The organism is Allofranklinella schreckenbergeri (genome assembly GCF_003703475.1).
GTDB classification, from domain to species: Bacteria; Pseudomonadota; Gammaproteobacteria; order Burkholderiales; family Burkholderiaceae_C; genus Lampropedia; species Lampropedia schreckenbergeri.
Genome location: NZ_RDQM01000002.1, coordinates 12,340 through 31,131, shown reverse-complemented (window position 1 = coordinate 31,131; position 18,792 = coordinate 12,340). Strand labels below are relative to the sequence as shown.

Below are 18,792 nucleotides of genomic sequence, written 5' to 3'. Positions count from 1 at the left end.
AACAAAACCCGGCGCAGCACGTTGCTGAGGCGCGCTTGCCCCCTTCTGAAGATATGACCGCCCAGCCTTCTTCCGCAACTTCTGCCGCATCCTCCCCCCCCGCCCTCACGCACCCTTGGCCTGCGCTACCACTGGCCGCTGGCGAGCGAGTGCTCAGCGCCCTGACCCTGGATGTGCGGGAAGATTTGCACTTTGGCCTGGGGCGGCTGGTGCTGACCGACCAAGCCTTGCTGGCCTGGCCCGCCCCCGCCGGCATGGAGCAAGCCCAAGCCCCCAAAGGCTGGGCGCGCTACCCGCTGGACGGCCAGCACGAGCTGCGCTTTGCCGAGCAGGCCGCGCTCGTCACCCTCAGCCTGCACTCGCCCCAGGCGCGACTGGCCGTTTGGCGGCTCACCCAGCAAGGCAGCGTGCAGGCGCAGCGCCTGGTCGAGCACTTCAAGGCCCAGGTGCAGGGCGACGCGCAAAGCGCCCAGCGCGCGCAGGACATGTCCACCTGCACGGCCTGCGGCGCGGCCCTGCCGCAAGACAGCAGCGCCTGCCAAGCCTGCGCCGAGAAGGAAGAAGAAGCGCCCGTCTCCAGTTGGGTGCTGCTGCGCCTGCTGCGCTTTGCCAAGCCCTACCGCAAGCTCATCGCGCTGGGCTTTGTGCTGACGCTGGCATCGACGGCCGCCACGCTGGTGCCGCCGTACCTGACCATCCCGCTGATGGACGACATCCTCATCCCCTACCAATCGGGCCAGCCCATCGATGCCTCGCTGGTGGCCTGGTACCTGGGGGCGCTGCTGCTGTCGGCCATCGTCGCCTGGGCGCTGGGCTGGAGCCGCACCTACGTGCTCTCGCTGGTGTCCGAGCGCATCGGCGCCGATTTGCGCACCACCACCTTCAACCACCTCATGCGCCTGTCGCTGGACTACTTCAGCAGCCGCCGCACGGGCGATCTCATCACCCGCATCGGCTCCGAGACCGACCGCATCAACACCTTTCTCTCGCTGCACGCGCTGGATTTCGCCACCGACGTCATCATGATCGTCATGACGGCGGCCATCTTGCTGTCCATCGACCCCACGCTGGCGCTGGCCGCCCTCGTGCCGCTGCCCTTCATCTTCATCCTCATCCAGCGCGTGCGCGCCAAGCTCAAAGTGGGCTTTGAGCGCTCCAGCCGCGTCTGGTCGCAAATCACCAACGTGCTGGCCGATGCCATCCCCGGTGTGCGCGTGGTCAAGGCCTTTGCGCAGGAAGAGCGCGAGCAGGAGCGCTTTGCCGAGGCCAACCGCGTCAACCTCATCGCCAACGACCGCGTCAACCGCGTCTGGTCGCTGTTCTCGCCCACCGTCACGCTGATGACCGAGGTGGGCACCCTCGTCGTCTGGGCCTTTGGCATCTGGCTGGTGGCGGGCAACACCATCACCGTAGGCGTGCTGGCGGCCTTCATCGCCTACATCGGGCGCTTTTACACGCGGCTCGATTCCATGAGCCGCATCGTCAGCATCACCCAGCGCGCCGCCGCCGGGGCCAAGCGCATCTTCGACATCCTCGACCACGTCTCCACCGTGCCCGAGCCGGCCCAGCCCACGCCCCTGCCCGCCGTGCAAGGCCATCTGCGCCTGAAAAACCTGGGCTTTCGCTACGGCAGCCGCACCGTGCTGCGCAACCTCAACCTGGAGATCGCGCCGGGCGAGATGATTGGCCTGGTAGGCCACAGCGGCTCGGGCAAATCCACGCTGGTCAACCTCATCTGCCGCTTCTACGACGCCAGCGAAGGCGCCATCCTGTGCGACGGCATCGACTTGCGCCACATCGCCGTGGCCGACTACCGCCGCCACATCGGCCTGGTGTTGCAAGAGCCGTTTCTGTTCTTCGGCACCGTGGCCGAGAACATTGCCTACGGCAAGCCCGATGCCACGCGCGAGGAAATCATCGCCGCCGCGCGCGCCGCGCACGCGCACGACTTCATCCTGCGCCTGCCCCACGGCTACGACTCGCTGGTGGGCGAGCGCGGCCAAAGCCTCTCGGGCGGCGAGAGGCAGCGCATCAGCATCGCCCGCGCGCTGCTGATCGACCCGGCCATCCTCATCATGGACGAGGCCACCTCCGCCGTGGACACCGAGACCGAAAAGGAAATCCAGAAAGCGCTGGACAACCTGGTGCAAGGCCGCACCACCATTGCCGTGGCGCACCGCCTCTCCACCCTGCGCAAGGCCAACCGCCTCGTCGTCATGGACCGTGGCCACATCGTCGAAGTGGGCGGTCACGACGAGCTGCTGGCGCGCCAGGGCGCGTACTGGCGGCTCTACCAGGCCCAACAGCGCCGCGAGCAGCAAGAAGGCCTGCTGGGCGAGGCAGTGGCATAGCCCATATTTACAAATCAATATAAAAACCACTTGATACACACCATGCCGAAACAAGGCGATTTTTATTCCTATTGATTGATAAAAAGGGAGAACCCATGAACGCCCTCGTCGCCCAGCCCCCATCGCCATCGCTGCCGCTGCACCTGCGCTATCTGCCCCGCCACGTGCGCCTGCTGAGTGAAGACACCCCGGCCGATGCCCTCGCTTACGATGCCCACGGCCAACTGCTGCTGCATGCGCAGGCCAGCGGCGACCCGGCTCACCCCGCCGAGCCAGCCGCCATCGCCGTGCAGCCCGTGCCCGCCTTTGGCCTGAGCGCGCCGCGCGAATGCCTCTCTTTGGTGGACGCCCACGGCAAGGAACGCGCCTACATCCCCCGTCTGGATGCCCTGCCCGCCCCTTGCCGCCAGGCCATCGAAACCGCCCTGGCGCTACGCGAATTCATCCCCACCATCGAAGCCATCACCCACGTCAGCAGCTTCTCCACCCCCAGCACCTGGCAAGTGCTCACCGATCGCGGCCCCACCGAGCTGCATCTGAACAGCGAGGACGACATCCGCCGCCTCGGCCCCGAAGGCAAATCCCTGCGCATCACCGATCGCAACAGCCTGCAATACCACGTCCCCGACGTCGATGCCCTGCCCAAAGCCTCACGCAAACTGTTGGGGCGATTTATTTGAAAAATCCCGCAAGAAATAATTGATAAAAGAATATCCAATTCAAAATCCATTTCCATATCCGACAAAATCCGGCCTGTTCATTTGACAGCCATAACCGGCAGACGCATACTCTCTCTCGGGAATCCTCCCGGATTATTATTTGAGAGAGAAATATCATGAAAATGAAAGCCGCCGTCGTCACCCAGGACAGCAATGGCAATGTGGATTTGGTAGAGCGCGATATTCGCCCTCTCGAAAATGGCGAAGCGTTGGTGGAAGTGGAATATTGCGGCGTTTGCCACACCGACTTGCACGTCGCCGCCGGGGATTTCGGGCAAAAGCCCGGTCGCGTGCTCGGCCACGAAGGCATTGGGATTGTGAAAGAAGTCTTCCCCGGCGTGACCTCGCTCAAGCCGGGCGACCGCGTCAGCATCGCGTGGCTTTACAAGAGCTGTGGCGGCTGTGAGTACTGCGTCACCGGCCGCGAAACACTGTGCCGCCGCGTGGTCAATTCCGGCTACACGGCCGATGGCGCGATGGCCACGCATTGCATCGTGTATGCGGACTACGCCGTGAAAGTACCCGAAGGGCTGGATCCGGCCCAGGCCAGCAGCATCACCTGCGCGGGCGTGACCTGCTACAAGGCCATCAAGGTTTCAGGCGTGCAGCCCGGCCAGTGGATCGCCATCTATGGCGCAGGCGGCCTGGGCAACCTGGCGGTGCAATACGCCAAAAAGGTCTTTGGCGCCCACGTCGTCGCCGTTGACATCAATGACGACAAGCTGGCCCTGGCGCAGGAAGTGGGGGCCGATCTGGTCGTCAACCCCAGCAAAGAGGATGCCGCCCGCTTCATTCAGGAGAAAACCGGCGGCGCCCATGCAGCCGTGGTGACCGCCGTTTCGCGCGCGGCCTTCAACTCCTCCGTCGATTGCGTGCGCGCTGGCGGCCGCGTTGTCGCCGTGGGCTTACCCTCGGAGAAAATGGATTTGTCCATCCCCCGCCTGGTGCTCGACGGCATTGAGGTCATCGGCTCCCTGGTGGGCACGCGCAAGGATTTGGAAGAAGCCTTCCAATTTGGCGCAGAAGGTTTGGTCGTGCCCGTGGTGCAAACCCGCTCGCTGGACGAAACCAATGCGATTTTCCAGGAGATGCGCGATGGGAAAATCCAGGGCCGCATGGTCATTGATATGAAAAAAGGCTGCTGCTGCTCGCACAGTTAATGCAGCCAACGTTTGGCGGCGCTTGAATGCATGCCGCCCGCATTACAAAACCGGCGTTTTGCAGTCAATAACTGCAAAGCGCCGGTTTATTTTTTGGGCAGCGATCTCTAATCACTTGCCCAATCACCTTCCAAAATGCTGGCGCACCCATCTACTGCCCGTTGATGTATGGGCTGCGCCTGGCTATTTTGAAGGCTGGCTTTCAGAGCCAGTTCAAAGTCAAAACGCCATCAGAACGCAGGCACGATCGCGCCCTTGTACTTGGTTTGGATGAAGGCGCGTACATCTTCCGTGCGCAGTGCATCGGTCAGTTTTTTGATCGCTTCGTCGTTGGCGCGGTCTTTGTGGGCGACGACGATGTTCACGTAGGGCGAATCCTCGCCTTCGATCAGCAGCGCATCCTGGGTGGGCACCAGCTTGGCTTCCAGCGCGTAGTTGGTGTTGATCAGCGCCAAATCCACATCATCGAGCGCGCGCGGCAGCATGGCCGCTTCCAGTTCGCGGAATTTGAGCTTCTTGGGGTTTTCCGCAATATCCGCAGCGGTGGAGGTGATGTTGCTGCGATCTTTGAGCTTGATCACACCGTGCTTGTCTAGCAGCAGCAAGGCGCGGCCGGAGTTGGAGGGATCATTGGGGATGGCCACCAGCGCGCCTTCTTTCAAATCGGCGATGGCCTTGATTTTTTTGGAGTAAGCGCCGAAAGGCTCAACGTGAATGCCGCCATTGGGCACGGCCACAAGTTCGGTCTTGCGGTCTTTGTTGAAGCTCTCCAGATACGGCGTGTGCTGGAAGAAGTTGGCATCGAGCTGCTTTTCTTGCACCGCCGTGTTGGGCAGCACGTAGTCGTTGAACTCCTTGACTTGCAGCTCCACGCCCTGGGCTTTCAGGGCCGGGGCCACGTGTTGCAGCAGCTCGGCGTGGGGCACGGGCGTGGCGCCGACGACGAGCTTGGTTTGCGCATGGGCCGCGCCAAACGAGAGGGCCACCGCAGCGGCCAGGGGAAGCAGTTTGCGAATCATGGAAAAAGTCCTTAGCAATGCAGTTGAGGGATACGGGCAGCTTGAAGAGACAAAATTATAAATCAAAAGGAAAATAAATACATATGCTATGGCAAAACCAGTAACAAATGAATTTTTCTTTGATTTGAAATCCCGAAAGATTAGACGCTGCACCGCAGATGGCGACGATTCTAGGCGCGGCTATAGATGAATGGGTTTTAAGCGTATGCCCAAAAAGCTATAGCTCGCTCATCGCCATCGGTGAGGGTTCAGCGCGCATCATCAATCCGTGGCTGCATCCAGCACGGGCGGCACAGGCGGCCCGGCTTGCCACGGGGCCAGGCTGGGCTGGGCCGATGCCTGCGCGCTGCGCAGCGGCAGGATGGATGAGGGCATGGGCACTTCATCGATGCGGCGCGGCGCGCCAATGGGGGCGGCGGCCTTGCCCGCCTGCACGGCGCGGATGTCCTCCTCGCTGGGGTAGCGGCCCGCCAGCCAGTAGTCCATCACGCGGCGGGCAATGGGGGCGGCATGGGCAGCGCCAAAGCCGGCGTTTTCCACCACCACAGCCACGGCGATGCGCGGGTTTTCAATGGGGGCAAAGGCGATGTAGAGCGAGTGGTCGCGCTGGTGCTCGGCCAGTTTGGCGGCGTTGTAGCGCTCGCGCTGGCCGACGGTAGCGGCCTGGGCGGTGCCGGTTTTGCCTGCGGAGCGGTAAGGCGCGCCCGCAAAGACTTTGCGTGATGTGCCGCGCAGGGTGACGCCCTCCATGCCGTCGAAGATGACTTTGAGGTGCTCGCGGCGGTAGCCCAGCGGCTGGCCCGGCGGTTGGGGAATGCCCAGCAGTTCGTTGCGCATGGAGTCCAGCCGCCCCTTGGCCAAATGCGGGCGGTGGCTGATGCCGCCATTGGCCAGCGTGGCGGTGGCATGCGCCAGTTGCAGCATGGTGAAGCTGTTGTAGCCCTGGCCGATGCCCAGCGAGACGGTGTAGCCGGGCACCCAGACTTTCTGGCGCGGGTCCTTGAACGCCTGGCGCTTCCACTCCCGGCTGGGCAATACGCCGCGCGCTTCGCCGTTGAGGTCGATGCCGGTGAGCTGGCCAAAACCCAGCGGCTTCATGAAGTCGTGGATTTTGTCCACCCCCATTTCATAGGCCAGCGAGTAGTAATAGACGTTGCTGGAGCGCTCGATGCTGCGGCGCATGTCCACCGGCCCCAGGGCATGGCCGCTGCGGTAGCGGTGACCGGCCAAAGTCCAGGTGCCGCCGTCCTGGATCACGGTGCTGGCGCTGCGCGCGCCCGTCTCCAGCGCGGCCAGGGCCATGAAGGGTTTGTAGGTGGAGCCAGGCGGATAGGTGCCGCGCAAGGCGCGGTTGAACAGCGGGCGGTCGATGGATTCGTTGAGGGCTTGCCAGTTCTCATGGTCGATGCCATCGACGAAAAGGTTGGGATCGAAGGTGGGCATGCTGACCATGGCCAGGATTTCCCCGTTGCCGGGATCGATGGCCACCAAAGCGCCGCGCCGCTGGCCAAAGAGCTGCTCGACCAGGCGCTGGAGCTTGATGTCCAGCGAGAGCACAACGGTGTTGCCCGAGCGCGCCGGGGAGCTGTCCATGACGCGGATGGGGCGGCCTGCGGAGGATTTTTCCAGCTCCTCCACTCCCGTAATGCCGTGCAGCTCGCCTTCGTAGCTGTCCTCCACGCCGGTTTTGCCAATGTGGGTGGAGCCACGGTAATTGGCCTCATCGCCGCGATCTTCAATGCGCTCCATGTCGTTGGCGTCGATGCGACCGATGTAGCCAATCACATGGCTGGCCGTGTGCCCCATCGGGTAGGTGCGAAACAGGCGCGCCGCCACCTGCACCCCGGGGAAGCGCCAGCTTTGCGCGGCAAAGCGGGCCACTTCCTCATCGGTCAATTGGCTGCGAATGGGCAGCGAGTCGTAGCGGCCCGCCTCGCGGCGCAAGCGATCGAAGCGGCGGCGGTGAATGGGCTGGATATCGACGATCTGGGCCAACTCGTTGATGGTGTGCTCCAGATCGCGCACGCGCGCGGGCGAAATCTCCAGCGTATAGGCTGAATAGTTAGAGGCCAGCAGCACCCCGTTGCGATCGACGATATTGCCGCGGTAGGGCACGATGGGCACGACGGCGGTGCGGTTGCTCTCGGCCTGTTCGAGAAAGTCCTCGTGGCGTACCACTTGCAGGTAATACGCCCGCAAGCCCAGCAGCGCCAACGCCGCCAACACCAACAGCGCCACCACGGCCACACGCAGCGCAAATCGGCTGCTGTCGTTGCGCTCGTCTTCAAACCCCGTCATAGCGGGCGGCGCTCTTTTTCAGTCAGCGAGCTCAGCTGCGGGGCCAGCAACAAGGCGCGCATCAACGGCCAGAGCACCGTTTGCAGCACCGGCGCCAGCAAGCTCAGCGGCGAAGGCAGGATGTGGCTGGAGAGCCAACCCGCCAGCCATTGCAGGGCGCTGGCGGTGACAAATGGCAGCAGCAGCAGCAGCGCCTGCTGGCTGCCCGTGGGGTACCACAGCAGCCGGTTTTGCACTGTTTGCACCCAGAAAATCAGCACCACGTAGGCCAGTGCATGCTGGCCCATCAGGCTGGCCGAGAGCACATCCATCACCACCCCCAGCACAAAGGCCACGCCGATGCTGACCCGCTGGGGCTGGTGCAGCGCCCAGAAGGTCAAAGTCAGCAAAGCCAAGTCGGGCTTCCAAGGCACTTGCCCCAGCGGCAAGGCTTGAAAGCACAGGGCCAGCAGCAGACTCAGCACAATGAAGCGCGGCTTGGCCGGGCGCAAAATTTGGGCGGAATGGGGCAGTTGCATGGGGGTAATCCTCTGGGCCGCTACCTACTGCACTTTGCGGGAGGCCTGGGCGCGCTTGGGCGCTTTGCTGGCTGCCACAGGCTCGGGCGGACCATGCGGCTCGTGCAGTTCCGGGCCGTTTTCGCCAGGCAGGCCAACAGGCTCCAGCACCATCACGTAACGGGCGCTTTGGATTTGCGCCAATGGCTGGGCAAAGATGCGGATAAACGGCGCATCGTTGTGCGCTTCCACGAAATGGACTTGGCCCACCGGAACACCAGGCGGGTAATACCCATCAATGCCGCTGGTGACCAGCACATCGCCCTCCTGCACATCCGAGCCTGCCGGCACAAAACGCAATTCCAGCCCTTTGCCCGGACGCTGCCGCGCTTCGCCCGACGCCACCATGCGCAGGCCCGTGCGCAAATTCATCACCGGCACGGTTTGCTCCCGGTCGGTGACCACGCGCACCTCGCTGGTGAGAGGAAACACCTGCGTCACCTGCCCCAGCACTCCCGCCGAATCCAGCACGGGCGCGCCCGGGCGCACGCCCGCGTTCATGCCTTTGTCGATGACCAAGCGATTCGTGAAAGGATCGGGCGCCTCGTAGCTGATTTGCGCCGTCACACTGCGGGTCGGGATGCGGGCACGCAAGCCCAACAAGCCGCGCAGGCGTTCGTTTTCCTGCTCCAGGTGCTCCACATGGTTGATGCGCTCGGCCAATCGCAAGGTTTCTTTCTGCGCCTCATCGATGTGCTGCTGGGCGGCGTGCAAGTCCTGCATGTACTGGCGCGCATCGCCCCACGCCCGCACGGGCTGTGCCATCAGCCACTGCAAGGGGTACACGGCCGTGCCCACCGCCTGCCGCACAGGCGAGGCAATTTGCAGCCGCCCATCGGCCACCATGAGCAGCAGCGACAGCATTCCCAGCAGCACCAGCTTGGTGCCAAGCGAGGTGCCGTGGGCAAAAATGTGCGGCGTGCGTCTTTCAAACATCGACGCCCATCACATCACGCTCTGGCCCATCACGCTGCACCACGCAAGGCCTTGGGCCATCGGGCGGCACCGTCGCTCATCCTTCGTCGGTAAAGATGCTGACCATGTCGTCGATGCGATCCAGGGCCATGCCGCACCCCCGCACCACGCAGGCCAGGGGCATCTCCGCCGCCAGCACGGGCAAGCCGGTTTCCTCGGCCAGCAAGCGATCCAGATCACGCAGCAGCGCGCCGCCACCAGTGAGCATCATGCCGCGCTCGGCAATATCGGCGCCCAGCTCGGGCGGCGTTTGCTCCAGCGCCGTTTTGACGGCCGACACGATTTGGTTGAGCGGCTCGGTCAGCGCCTCCAGTACCTCGTTGCTGGAGATGGTGAAACTGCGCGGCACACCCTCGCTGAGGTTGCGGCCCTTGACTTCCATCTCCAGCACCTGGCCGCCGGGGAAGGCCGAGCCGATTTCCTTCTTGATGAGTTCGGCCGTCTGCTCGCCAATGAGCATGCCGTAATTGCGGCGGATGTAGTTGACGATAGCCTCGTCGAACTTGTCGCCGCCCACGCGCACGCTGCCTTTGTAGACCATGCCACCCAGCGAGATCACGCCCACCTCGGTGGTACCGCCGCCGATATCCACCACCATGGAGCCGCGCGCCTCGGAAACGGGCAGGCCCGCGCCAATGCCGGCGGCCATCGGCTCCTCGATCAGATAGACCTTGGAGGCCCCCGCCTTGAGCGCCGCATCCTTGATGGCGCGGCGCTCCACCGGGGTGGAGCCGCAGGGCACGCAAATAATGATGCGCGGCTGGGGCGCGAAGATGGAACGGGGATGCACGCGGCGGATGAACTGCTTGATCATCTGCTCGGTGATGACGAAGTCGGCAATCACGCCGTCCTTCATGGGGCGGATGGCCTCGATATTGCCGGGCACTTTGCCCAGCATGGCCTTGGCCTCGTGGCCCACGGCCTGGATCACTTTTTTGCCGCCGCTGCTCAGGCGGATGGCGACAACCGAAGGTTCATCAAGCACCACCCCTTTGCCGCGCGCAAAAATCAAGGTGTTGGCAGTGCCAAGGTCAATCGCCAAATCGGTAGAAAAATAGCGACGCAAAGGTCCAATCATTGAAAAAAATCCTCTGCCGCCCGCCCTGTCAATCCAATTGCCGACACGAGAAACGCCTGGCGCGCCAGCCTTGGACGGCCCCAGGCAGCGCGCGCGACGTCAATCATGGCCTGACAAAAAATTGGAAAAATTCAAGCGACCGGCGCTTGCTGCACACAAGACGCAACAAGAGGGATTGTTCCACTGCGATTTGGCCCTGAGGCCAGATAGCGAGAACAAGCCCTCAAATGTTCTGAAACGACGGTAAAGGGCAGATAATAACGCATCCCCAGGCTGGGAGCCTGCTCACAACAAGCGCTACACACCTGCGGCCTGGGACAAACTGTCACACTTTTGTCATGTCCCTTTCTTCTGAAGACATTCAGCGCATTGCGCGCCTTGCCAAGCTCTCCTTCCAGCCCCAGGAAACCGAGGCCATGCGCGAGAGCATCAACCGCTTTTTTCACCTCGTCGAAAAAATGCAGGCGGTGGATACCGAAGGCGTCGAGCCGCTGTTTCACCCCGTCTCCACCATCCAGGACATCACCTTGCGCCTGCAAGACGACGTCGCCGACACCAGCGACCGCCGCAGCGGCAACATGCAAAACGCGCCTGCGGCAGAGGATGGTTTTTTCCTCGTCCCCAAGGTGATCGAGTGATTTTCAAATCAAGATAAAACACACCTCAATACAGTCATGCCGAAACAGCACGATTTGTTTTATTTTTGATCTGTAAAAAATGCAGGGCGACGCCTCTCGCCCTTTTCCCCCCTGCCCCTGACCTGCTCCCATGAGCCAAGCCCTTCACCACCAAAGCCTGTACGCACTCAGCCAAGCGCTGCGCACGCGCCAAACCAGCGCCACCGAATTGGCGCAACACTTTCTGCAACGCATCCAGGCCCAACCCGCGCTGGGCGCTTTTCTCGCCACCGACCCCGAAGCCACCCTGGCCCAGGCGCGCGCCGCCGATGCCCGCCTCGCCCAAGGCGATGCCGGGCCGCTGGTCGGCCTGCCCCTGGCGCACAAGGACATCTTCGTCACGCGCGACTTCCCCAGCACCGCCGCCTCGAAGATGCTCGAAGGCTACCGCTCGCCGTTTGACGCCACCGTCGTCACCCGCCTGGCCCAGGCTGGCATGGTGGCGCTGGGCAAAACCACCTGCGATGAATTCGCCATGGGCTCGGGCAATGAAAACACCGCCATCGCCCCCATCGGCCAGGCACAAGCCGCGCCCTGCCGCAACCCCTGGGATGCCAGCCGCGTGCCCGGCGGCTCCTCGGGCGGCAGCGCCGCCGCCGTGGCCGCAGGCCTGACCCCGGCGGCCACCGGCACCGACACCGGCGGCTCCATCCGCCAACCCGCCGCCTTCTGCGGCATCACCGGCATCAAGCCCACCTACGGGCGCATCAGCCGCTACGGCATGATCGCCTTTGCCTCCAGCCTCGATCAGGCCGGCCCCATGGCCCGCTCGGCCGAAGATTGCGCGCTGCTGCTCTCGGCCATGGCCGGCCCCGACCCCGAGCACGACTCCACCAGCCTGGACGCCCCTGCCGAAGACTTCACTCGCCAACTGAACGACAGCATCGAAGGCCTGCGCATCGGCGTGCCGCAGGAGTTCTTCGGCGAAGGCATTGCCGACGACGTGCGCGCCGCCGTCGAGGCCGCCCTCAAGGAATACGAAAAGCTCGGCGCCAAGCTGGTGCCCGTCTCGCTGCCGCGCACCGAGCTGTCCATTCCCGTCTACTACATCATCGCCCCGGCCGAGGCCAGCTCCAACCTCAGCCGTTTCGATGGCGTCAAGTTCGGCCACCGCGCCGCGCAGTACGACGACCTGAACGACATGTACGTGCGCACCCGCAGCGAAGGCTTTGGTGAAGAAGTCAAGCGCCGCATCATGGTCGGCACCTACGTGCTCTCGCACGGCTACTACGACGCCTACTACCTCAAGGCCCTGAAGCTGCGCCGCATGATCGCCGATGACTTCCAGCGCGCCTTCCAGCAGTGCGACGTCATCGCCGGCCCCGTAGCCCCCAGCACCGCCTGGGAAATTGGCGCGCACAAGGACCCGCTGGCCGACTACCTGGCCGACATCTTCACCCTGCCCGCCTCGCTCGCTGGCCTGCCCGGCATGAGCGTGCCCGCCGGTTTTGGCGCAGGCGGCATGCCCGTGGGCCTGCAACTGATTGGCAACTACCTGCAGGAAGCGCGCCTGCTGAACGTCGCCCACCGCCTGCAACAGACCACGGATTGGCATTTGCAAACGCCGGCCGGATATTGAGCCACGCCAGCACACGCGCCATGTTCTACACCGACGAGCAACTGTTGGAGCTGGTGACGGCGCCCGAGTCGCCAACGCTGGAGCGTAAGCAATCCTTCACCGATAAAAATAAAGACAAGATTTGCAGGACACTTTGCGCATTTGCCAACGATTTGGCGGGCCTGGGCCAACCCGGCGTCGTGCTGCTGGGCGTGGCCGATGACGGCAGCGTCACCGGCGTCGATGCCAACGATGCCCTGCTGCAAAAAATCGACCAAATCCGCGCCGAAGGCAAGATCCAACCACTGCCCAGCCTGATGATGCGCAAGCTACCCTGGCAGGGCAAAACCCTGGTGGCCATCATGGTGCAGCCCTCCTCGCTGCCGCCCGTGGCTTTTGACGGGCGCATCTGGGTGCGCCTATCGGCCAGCACCCAACAGGCTAGCCAGGAAGATGAACGCCTGTTGGCCGAGCGTCGGCGCACGCGCGCGGGCCGTTCATTCGACAGCGAAGGCGTGCCTGCCGCCTCGCTCCAGGATTTGAACCAGATCTACTTCCTGTCGACCTACCTGCCCCAGGCCGTCGCACCCGATGTGCTGGAAGCCAATGGCCGAAGCCTGCAAGAGCGTCTGATGACCACCCACATGGCCACCGCTGACGCCCAGCAGCCCGTACCCACGGTCGCCGGGCTGTTGACCACCGGGCTCTCTCCGCAAGACTGGTTGGCTGGCGCCTACGTGCAATTCATCCGCTATGCCGGCACAGAGCACGGCGGCGCTGTCATGGATGAAAAGCGCATCACCGGCAATCTGGAAGATGTCATCAACGGCACCGAAGCCATTTTCAAGGCCCATATCCAGACCACTATCGATATCACCGGACAAGACCGCGAACGCAGGCAACCCGACTACCCCTTGCCCGCCTTGCAACAACTGTTTCGCAACGCCATCTTGCACCGCAACTATGAGGGCACGAATACCCCCGTGCGGGTGTACTGGTTCGACGATCGCATCGAAATCGCCAGCCCTGGCGGTCCGTATGGCACGGTCACGGCACAAAACTTCGGCCAGCCCTACGCCACCGATTACCGCAACCCTATCGTTGCCGGCGTGCTGTTCAATCTTAAGTATGTGCAGAAGTTTGGCTTTGGCATCCAGAATGCCCGCAAGCTACTGGCGGAAAACGGCAACCCCGCGCCCGAGTTTGAAATCGGCCAGACCATGGTCGTGGTCACCGTTCGCAAGGTCACGTAATGTCCACGCCAACTTTCACCTTCTTCAACAACAAAGGGGGCGTGGGCAAGACCACGCTGGTCTATCACGTGGCGCACATGCTGGCGCAGTTGGGTCGGCGCGTGCTGGTCGTCGATTGCGATCCGCAGGCCAACCTCAGCGCTGCTTTTCTCTCTGACGCGCAACTGGAAAAGCTGTGGGACGCCCCCGAGCGCATCACCACGATTTACCGCAGCGTGCAACCCATGGTGCGCAAAGGCGATTTCGCTGCACCAGAGCTGCAAACCATTCATGATCGGCTGCATTTGCTGGCAGGCGATTTGCTGCTGTCCTCCTTTGAAGACCAGCTTTCCGAGCAATGGAACAATGCCAACTCGGATTCAGAGGATGTCTACGGTCGCGCCTTCGACATTCTCACCGCCTTCTGGCGCTGTGCCCAGCAAAGTGCGCAAGCCTGCCAGGCCGACATCGTGATCTTCGACATCGGCCCCAACCTGGGTGCCATCAACCGCTCCGTGCTGCTGGGCACGGACCACATCATTGCCGTACTCGGAGCCGATTTGTTCTCGCTACGCGGTCTGCAAAACATTGGCCCCACACTGCGCACATGGCAAAAATCCTGGCAAACGCGCTACCGCGACAAAGTCTTTGACGACTACGCCTTGCCGCAGGGCCATATGCATGTGCTGGGTTATGTCGCCATGCAGCACCAGGAGCGCCTGTCGCGCCCCGTGCGCGCGTATTCACAATGGATGGACCGCATCCCGCAGGATTACCGCCAATATGTGCTCAACCAAGCCCAGCCGACAGAAGTTCCCGACATCAAGGAAGACCCCTACTGCCTGGCCTTGCTTCGCCATTACAAGAGCATCGTCCCCATCAGTCAGGAAGTTCGCAAACCCATGTTCGACCTCAAGAGCGCCGACGGCGTCAGCGGCTCGCAAATCAGCACCGTGCGCGCAGCCCATGCCGACTTCCAGGCGCTGAGCAAACGCATTCTGGAACAAGCCCAACTCTCGATATGACCGCACAACTCATCCAAGGCTACGAAGTCGTCATCGGCTTTGAAACCCACGCCCAACTGGCCTGCGCCAGCAAAATCTTCAGCCGCGCGCCGCTGGGCTTTGGCGCCGCGCCCAACACGCAGACCGCGCCGGTGGACTGCGCCCTGCCCGGCACGCTGCCGGTGATGAACCGCCAGGCCGTGGCCTGCGCCATCCGCCTGGGCCTGGCGCTGGGCAGCCATGTGGCGCCGCGCTCGATCTTTGCGCGCAAAAACTACTTCTACCCCGATCTGCCCAAGGGCTACCAGATCAGCCAGTTCGAAATCCCCGTGGTGCAAGGCGGCGAGGTCAGCTTCTTCGTCGATGGCGAGAAAAAAACCGTGCGTCTGGTGCGCGCCCACCTGGAGGAAGACGCGGGCAAATCCGTGCACGACCAGTTCCCCGACGCCTCGGGCATCGACCTCAACCGCGCCGGCACACCGCTGCTGGAAATCGTCACCGAGCCGGACATGCGCTCCACCGCAGAAGCCGTGGCCTACGCCAAGGAGCTGCACAAGATCGTCACCTGGATCGGCATCTGCGACGGCAACATGCAGGAGGGCAACTTCCGCTGCGATGCCAACGTCTCCGTGCGCAAGCCCGGCCAGCCCTTTGGCACGCGCCGCGAGATCAAGAACCTCAACAGCTTTCGCTACATGCAGCAGGCCATCGACTACGAGATCCGCTGGCAGATCGAGCAGCTCGAGGACGGCCACGCCATCGAGCAGGCCACCGTGCTGTTCGACCCGGCCACGGGCGAGACCCGGGCCATGCGCAGCAAGGAAGACAGCGCCGACTACCGCTACTTCCCCGACCCGGATTTGCCGCCGCTGGTCATCGCCCCCGAGTGGATCGCGCAGGTCAAGGCCGACATGCCCGAGCTGCCGCGCCAGATGGCCGAGCGCTTCGTGCGCGACTGGGGCCTGCCCGAATACGACGCCACCACGCTGACGCAAAGCCAGGCCATGGGCGCCTACTTTGAAGAGGCGGCCCAAGCCTGCGGCCAGGCCAAGCTGGTGAGCAACTGGGTGATGGGCGAAATCTCGCGCCGCCTCAACACCGAGGAAATCGGCATCGAAGCCGCCCCCGTGCGCCCGGCGCAACTGGCGGCGCTGATTGGCCGCATCCACGACGGCACCATCTCCAACAACGCCGCCAAGCAAGTCTTTGAAGCCCTGTGGAGCGGCCAGGCCAGCGAGGTCGATGCCGTCATCGAAGCCAAAGGCCTCAAGCAAATGAATGACAGCGGCGCGCTGGAAAAAATCATCGACGAGGTGATCGCCGCCAACCCCGCCAACGTCGAGCAATACAAGGCCGGCAAAGACAAAGCCTTCAACGCCCTGGTCGGCCAGGTGATGAAAGCCAGCAAGGGCAAGGCCAACCCGCAACAGGTCAACGAATTGCTCAAGGCCAAGCTGGCGGGCTGATAGCCCCAACATCAAAAACCAATCAAAAGAAAATATGAATTAAACCCAATCTGCCGAAACACGCCGATTTTCATTCTTTTGATTTGCAATACTCACTCAACCTGCCGTTTTCACGTATGGCCGCCGTTGCAGCTTGCCCGTAGGCTTGCGCGCAGGCCTGTTGGCCGCCACGGCGCTGAGCCTTGCGCGCCTGTGTGGCATGCGCCAGCGCCGTCTGCATGACTGTTTCTTTCAAAACGCCGATCTGCACTCCATGACATCCAACGCCAAACCCCTCTCCGAAGCCGAACAAGCCCTGCGCCTGGCCGCGCTCGAATACCACAGCGCGCCCAGCAAGGGCAAGATTTCCGTCAAGCCCACCAAGCCCCTGTCCAACCAGCGCGATCTCTCGCTGGCCTACTCGCCCGGCGTGGCCTACCCCTGCCTGGACATCCAGGCCGACCCCAGCAAGGCCGCCGAATACACCTCGCGCGGCAACCTGGTGGGCGTCATCACCAACGGCACGGCCGTGCTTGGCCTGGGCGACATCGGCCCGCTGGCGGGCAAGCCGGTGATGGAGGGCAAGGGCTGTCTGTTCAAGAAATTCGCTGGTGTGGACGTGTTCGACATCGAACTGGCCGAGCGCGACCCGGACAAGCTCATCGAGATCATCGCCGCGCTGGAGCCTACGCTGGGCGGCATCAACCTGGAGGACATCAAGGCGCCCGAGTGCTTCTACATCGAGCAAGAGCTCTCCAAGCGCATGAACATCCCCGTGTTCCACGACGACCAGCACGGCACGGCCATCATCTCCTCGGCCGCACTGATCAACGCGCTGGAGCTGGTGGGCAAGGACATCGCCCAGGTCAAGGTCGCCGTCTCCGGCGCGGGCGCGGCCGCCATTGCCTGCATCAACGTCATGGAAGGGCTGGGCGTGCGCCATGAAAACGTTTTCGTGGCCGACTCCAAGGGCGTGATCCACGCCGGGCGCGACAAGCTCGACGCCTCCAAGGCGCGCTTTGCGCACCAGACCGAGGCGCGCACCCTGGCCGACATCGTCAAGGGCGCGGACGTGTTCCTGGGCTGCTCCGCCCCGGGCGTGCTCACCGCCGAGATGCTCAAGACCATGGCCGACAAGCCCATCGTGCTGGCCCTGGCCAACCCCGAGCCGGAAATCCGCCCCGAGCTGGCCAAGGCCGTGCGCCCGGACGTCATCATCGCCACCGGCCGCTCGGACTACCCCAACCAGGTCAACAACGTGCTGTGCTTCCCCTACATCTTCCGTGGCGCGCTGGACTGCGGCGCCACCAAGATCACGGACGAGATGAAGCTGGCCTGCGTGCATGAAATCGCCGCCCTGGCCAAGGCCGAAGCCAGCGATGAGGTCGCCGCCGCCTACTCCGGCAAGGAGCTGAGCTTCGGCCCCGAATACCTCATCCCCACCCCGTTCGATGGCCGCCTGATCCTGCGCATCGCCCCGGCCGTGGCCGAAGCCGCCGCCCGCTCGGGCGTGGCCACCCGCCCCATTGAGGACATCGCCGCCTACCGCGAAAGCCTGCAACGCTTCGTCTATCAAACCGGCATGTTCATGAAGCCCGTCTTCCGCGCCGCCAAAGCCGCCCTGCGCCGCGTGGCCTACGCCGAAGGCGAGGACGAGCGCGTGCTGCGCGCCGTGCAAGCCGTGGTGGACGACGGCCTGGCCCGCCCCATCCTCATCGGCCGCCCCGCCGTCATCGCCGAGCGCATCCAGCGCGCCGGCCTGCGCATCCGCATCGGGCAGGACGTGGACAACGTCAACCCCGAGGACGATCCGCGCTTTCGCCAGTATTGGGAGGCCTACCACAAGATCATGGGCCGCAGCGGCATCACGCCCGAGACTGCCAAATCCGCCGTGCGCCGCTCCAACACCATCATCGCCGCGCTGATGATCCACCTGGGCGACGCCGACGCCATGCTCTGCGGCATGGTGGGCCGCTTTGACGACCACCTGCGCCGCATCCACGACATCGTTGGCGTGCGCGACGACTCCGAAGGCCTGGCCACCCTCAACGCCCTGCTGCTGGACGACCACACCCTGTTCGTGGCCGACACCTACATCCACGAGGATCCGGACCCCGAAGGGCTGGTCTCCATCGCCCAAATGGCCGTGCGCGAAGTGCAACGCTTTGGCGTGCCGCCCAAGGTGGCGTTTCTCTCGCACTCCAACTTCGGATCTTCGGCGCGCCCCAGCGCCCTCAAGATGCGCCAGGCCACAGCCCTGTTCAAGCAGCGCTTCCCCGACATCGAGTGCGATGGCGAAATGCACGGCGACGCCGCCCTTTCCGCCGAAGTGCGCGGCCGCACCCTGCTGGACAGCACCCTCAGCGGCGACGCCAACATCCTCATCTGCCCCAACCTGGATTCGGCCAACATCCTGTTCAACGTGCTCAAGCAAGTCAGCGCCCACGGCACCACCATTGGCCCCATCCTCATGGGCGCAGCCGCATCGGCGCACATCCTCACCCCGTCTGCCACCGTGCGCCGTATCGTCAACATGTCGGCCCTGGCCGCCGCCCAGGCTGGCAGCGCGAGCTAATCGGCCAATCGGCTGATCGGCCCTGGTGGGTGCGCACCGAGGCTGGCAGCACACCCCAGCCTTTCTCGGGCCTACCAAAATTACTATTCAAAGGAAACAAAACAACCCTTTTTCGGCATGATAAAAGGAAATATAATTTTCCTT

General features: G+C 63.4%; 15 protein-coding genes. 9 read left to right on the top strand and 6 right to left on the bottom strand.

Features of this window, described 5'->3' with window-relative positions; genetic code table 11:
* Window positions 1-53: 53 nt before the first annotated feature.
* The 3 genes from EBQ26_RS01700 to adhP all read left to right on the top strand — a co-directional run bounded on the left by EBQ26_RS01700 (window position 54) and on the right by adhP (window position 4,230).
* Complete coding sequence (locus EBQ26_RS01700) at window positions 54-2,351, top strand: cyanophycin metabolism-associated ABC transporter (protein ID WP_122237313.1); 2,298 nt, start codon at window positions 54-56, stop codon at window positions 2,349-2,351.
* 95 nt (window positions 2,352-2,446) lie between these two features.
* Window positions 2,447-3,031 carry a cyanophycin metabolism-associated DUF1854 family protein gene (locus EBQ26_RS01695; protein WP_122237312.1) on the top strand — a complete coding sequence of 195 codons (585 nt, stop codon included), beginning with the start codon at window positions 2,447-2,449 and terminating at the stop codon, window positions 3,029-3,031.
* A 155-nt stretch (window positions 3,032-3,186) separates the two neighbouring features.
* Window positions 3,187-4,230 (top strand): alcohol dehydrogenase AdhP, encoded by a 1,044-nt coding sequence (adhP, locus tag EBQ26_RS01690; protein ID WP_122237311.1) that lies wholly within the window; start codon window positions 3,187-3,189, stop codon window positions 4,228-4,230.
* 230 nt (window positions 4,231-4,460) lie between these two features.
* Here the strand turns inward: adhP and EBQ26_RS01685 are convergent, their stop codons facing one another.
* The 5 genes from EBQ26_RS01685 to EBQ26_RS01665 all read right to left on the bottom strand — a co-directional run bounded on the left by EBQ26_RS01685 (window position 4,461) and on the right by EBQ26_RS01665 (window position 10,157).
* The gene (locus EBQ26_RS01685; RefSeq protein WP_122237310.1) at window positions 4,461-5,249 is read right to left on the bottom strand and encodes a MetQ/NlpA family ABC transporter substrate-binding protein; all 789 of its coding nucleotides are present in this window, start codon (window positions 5,247-5,249) and stop codon (window positions 4,461-4,463) included.
* Window positions 5,250-5,510: 261 nt separating this feature from the next.
* Window positions 5,511-7,547 carry a penicillin-binding protein 2 gene (gene mrdA / locus EBQ26_RS01680; RefSeq protein ID WP_122237309.1) on the bottom strand — a complete coding sequence of 679 codons (2,037 nt, stop codon included), beginning with the start codon at window positions 7,545-7,547 and terminating at the stop codon, window positions 5,511-5,513.
* Window positions 7,544-8,065, bottom strand: a complete 522-nt coding sequence (mreD, locus tag EBQ26_RS01675) for a rod shape-determining protein MreD (RefSeq protein WP_122237308.1) — start codon at window positions 8,063-8,065, stop codon at window positions 7,544-7,546. Before mreD ends, mrdA begins: the two co-directional genes overlap by 4 nt.
* A gap of 24 nt (window positions 8,066-8,089) precedes the next feature.
* The gene (mreC, locus tag EBQ26_RS01670) at window positions 8,090-9,040 is read right to left on the bottom strand and encodes a rod shape-determining protein MreC (RefSeq protein ID WP_122237307.1); all 951 of its coding nucleotides are present in this window, start codon (window positions 9,038-9,040) and stop codon (window positions 8,090-8,092) included.
* Between the two features lie 76 nt (window positions 9,041-9,116).
* Window positions 9,117-10,157 (bottom strand): rod shape-determining protein, encoded by a 1,041-nt coding sequence (locus EBQ26_RS01665; protein WP_122237306.1) that lies wholly within the window; start codon window positions 10,155-10,157, stop codon window positions 9,117-9,119.
* A gap of 338 nt (window positions 10,158-10,495) precedes the next feature.
* On the opposite strand from EBQ26_RS01665, the gene gatC reads away from it, so the two are divergent.
* From gatC to gatB, 5 genes are all read left to right on the top strand, one after another.
* A complete protein-coding gene (gene gatC / locus EBQ26_RS01660) occupies window positions 10,496-10,795 on the top strand; it encodes an Asp-tRNA(Asn)/Glu-tRNA(Gln) amidotransferase subunit GatC (protein WP_122237305.1) in 300 nt (99 codons plus the stop codon).
* 130 nt (window positions 10,796-10,925) lie between these two features.
* Entirely contained in the window at window positions 10,926-12,413 is a 1,488-nt protein-coding gene (gene gatA / locus EBQ26_RS01655; protein WP_122237304.1) for an Asp-tRNA(Asn)/Glu-tRNA(Gln) amidotransferase subunit GatA, read from the top strand.
* 20 nt (window positions 12,414-12,433) lie between these two features.
* Complete coding sequence (locus tag EBQ26_RS01650) at window positions 12,434-13,645, top strand: RNA-binding domain-containing protein (protein ID WP_122237474.1); 1,212 nt, start codon at window positions 12,434-12,436, stop codon at window positions 13,643-13,645.
* A complete protein-coding gene (locus EBQ26_RS01645) occupies window positions 13,645-14,649 on the top strand; it encodes a ParA family protein (RefSeq protein WP_122237303.1) in 1,005 nt (334 codons plus the stop codon). The genes EBQ26_RS01650 and EBQ26_RS01645 overlap by 1 nt, the downstream gene beginning before the upstream one ends.
* Window positions 14,646-16,094 (top strand): Asp-tRNA(Asn)/Glu-tRNA(Gln) amidotransferase subunit GatB, encoded by a 1,449-nt coding sequence (gatB, locus tag EBQ26_RS01640; RefSeq protein ID WP_122237302.1) that lies wholly within the window; start codon window positions 14,646-14,648, stop codon window positions 16,092-16,094. Before EBQ26_RS01645 ends, gatB begins: the two co-directional genes overlap by 4 nt.
* A gap of 70 nt (window positions 16,095-16,164) precedes the next feature.
* On the opposite strand, the gene EBQ26_RS12535 is transcribed toward gatB, so the two are convergent.
* On the bottom strand, window positions 16,165-16,344 hold the full coding sequence (locus EBQ26_RS12535; protein WP_147473978.1) for a hypothetical protein: 180 nt from the start codon (window positions 16,342-16,344) through the stop codon (window positions 16,165-16,167).
* A gap of 3 nt (window positions 16,345-16,347) precedes the next feature.
* Between EBQ26_RS12535 and EBQ26_RS01635 the strand changes: the two genes are divergently transcribed.
* The gene (locus EBQ26_RS01635) at window positions 16,348-18,648 is read left to right on the top strand and encodes an NADP-dependent malic enzyme (protein ID WP_122237473.1); all 2,301 of its coding nucleotides are present in this window, start codon (window positions 16,348-16,350) and stop codon (window positions 18,646-18,648) included.
* Window positions 18,649-18,792: the final 144 nt, after the last annotated feature.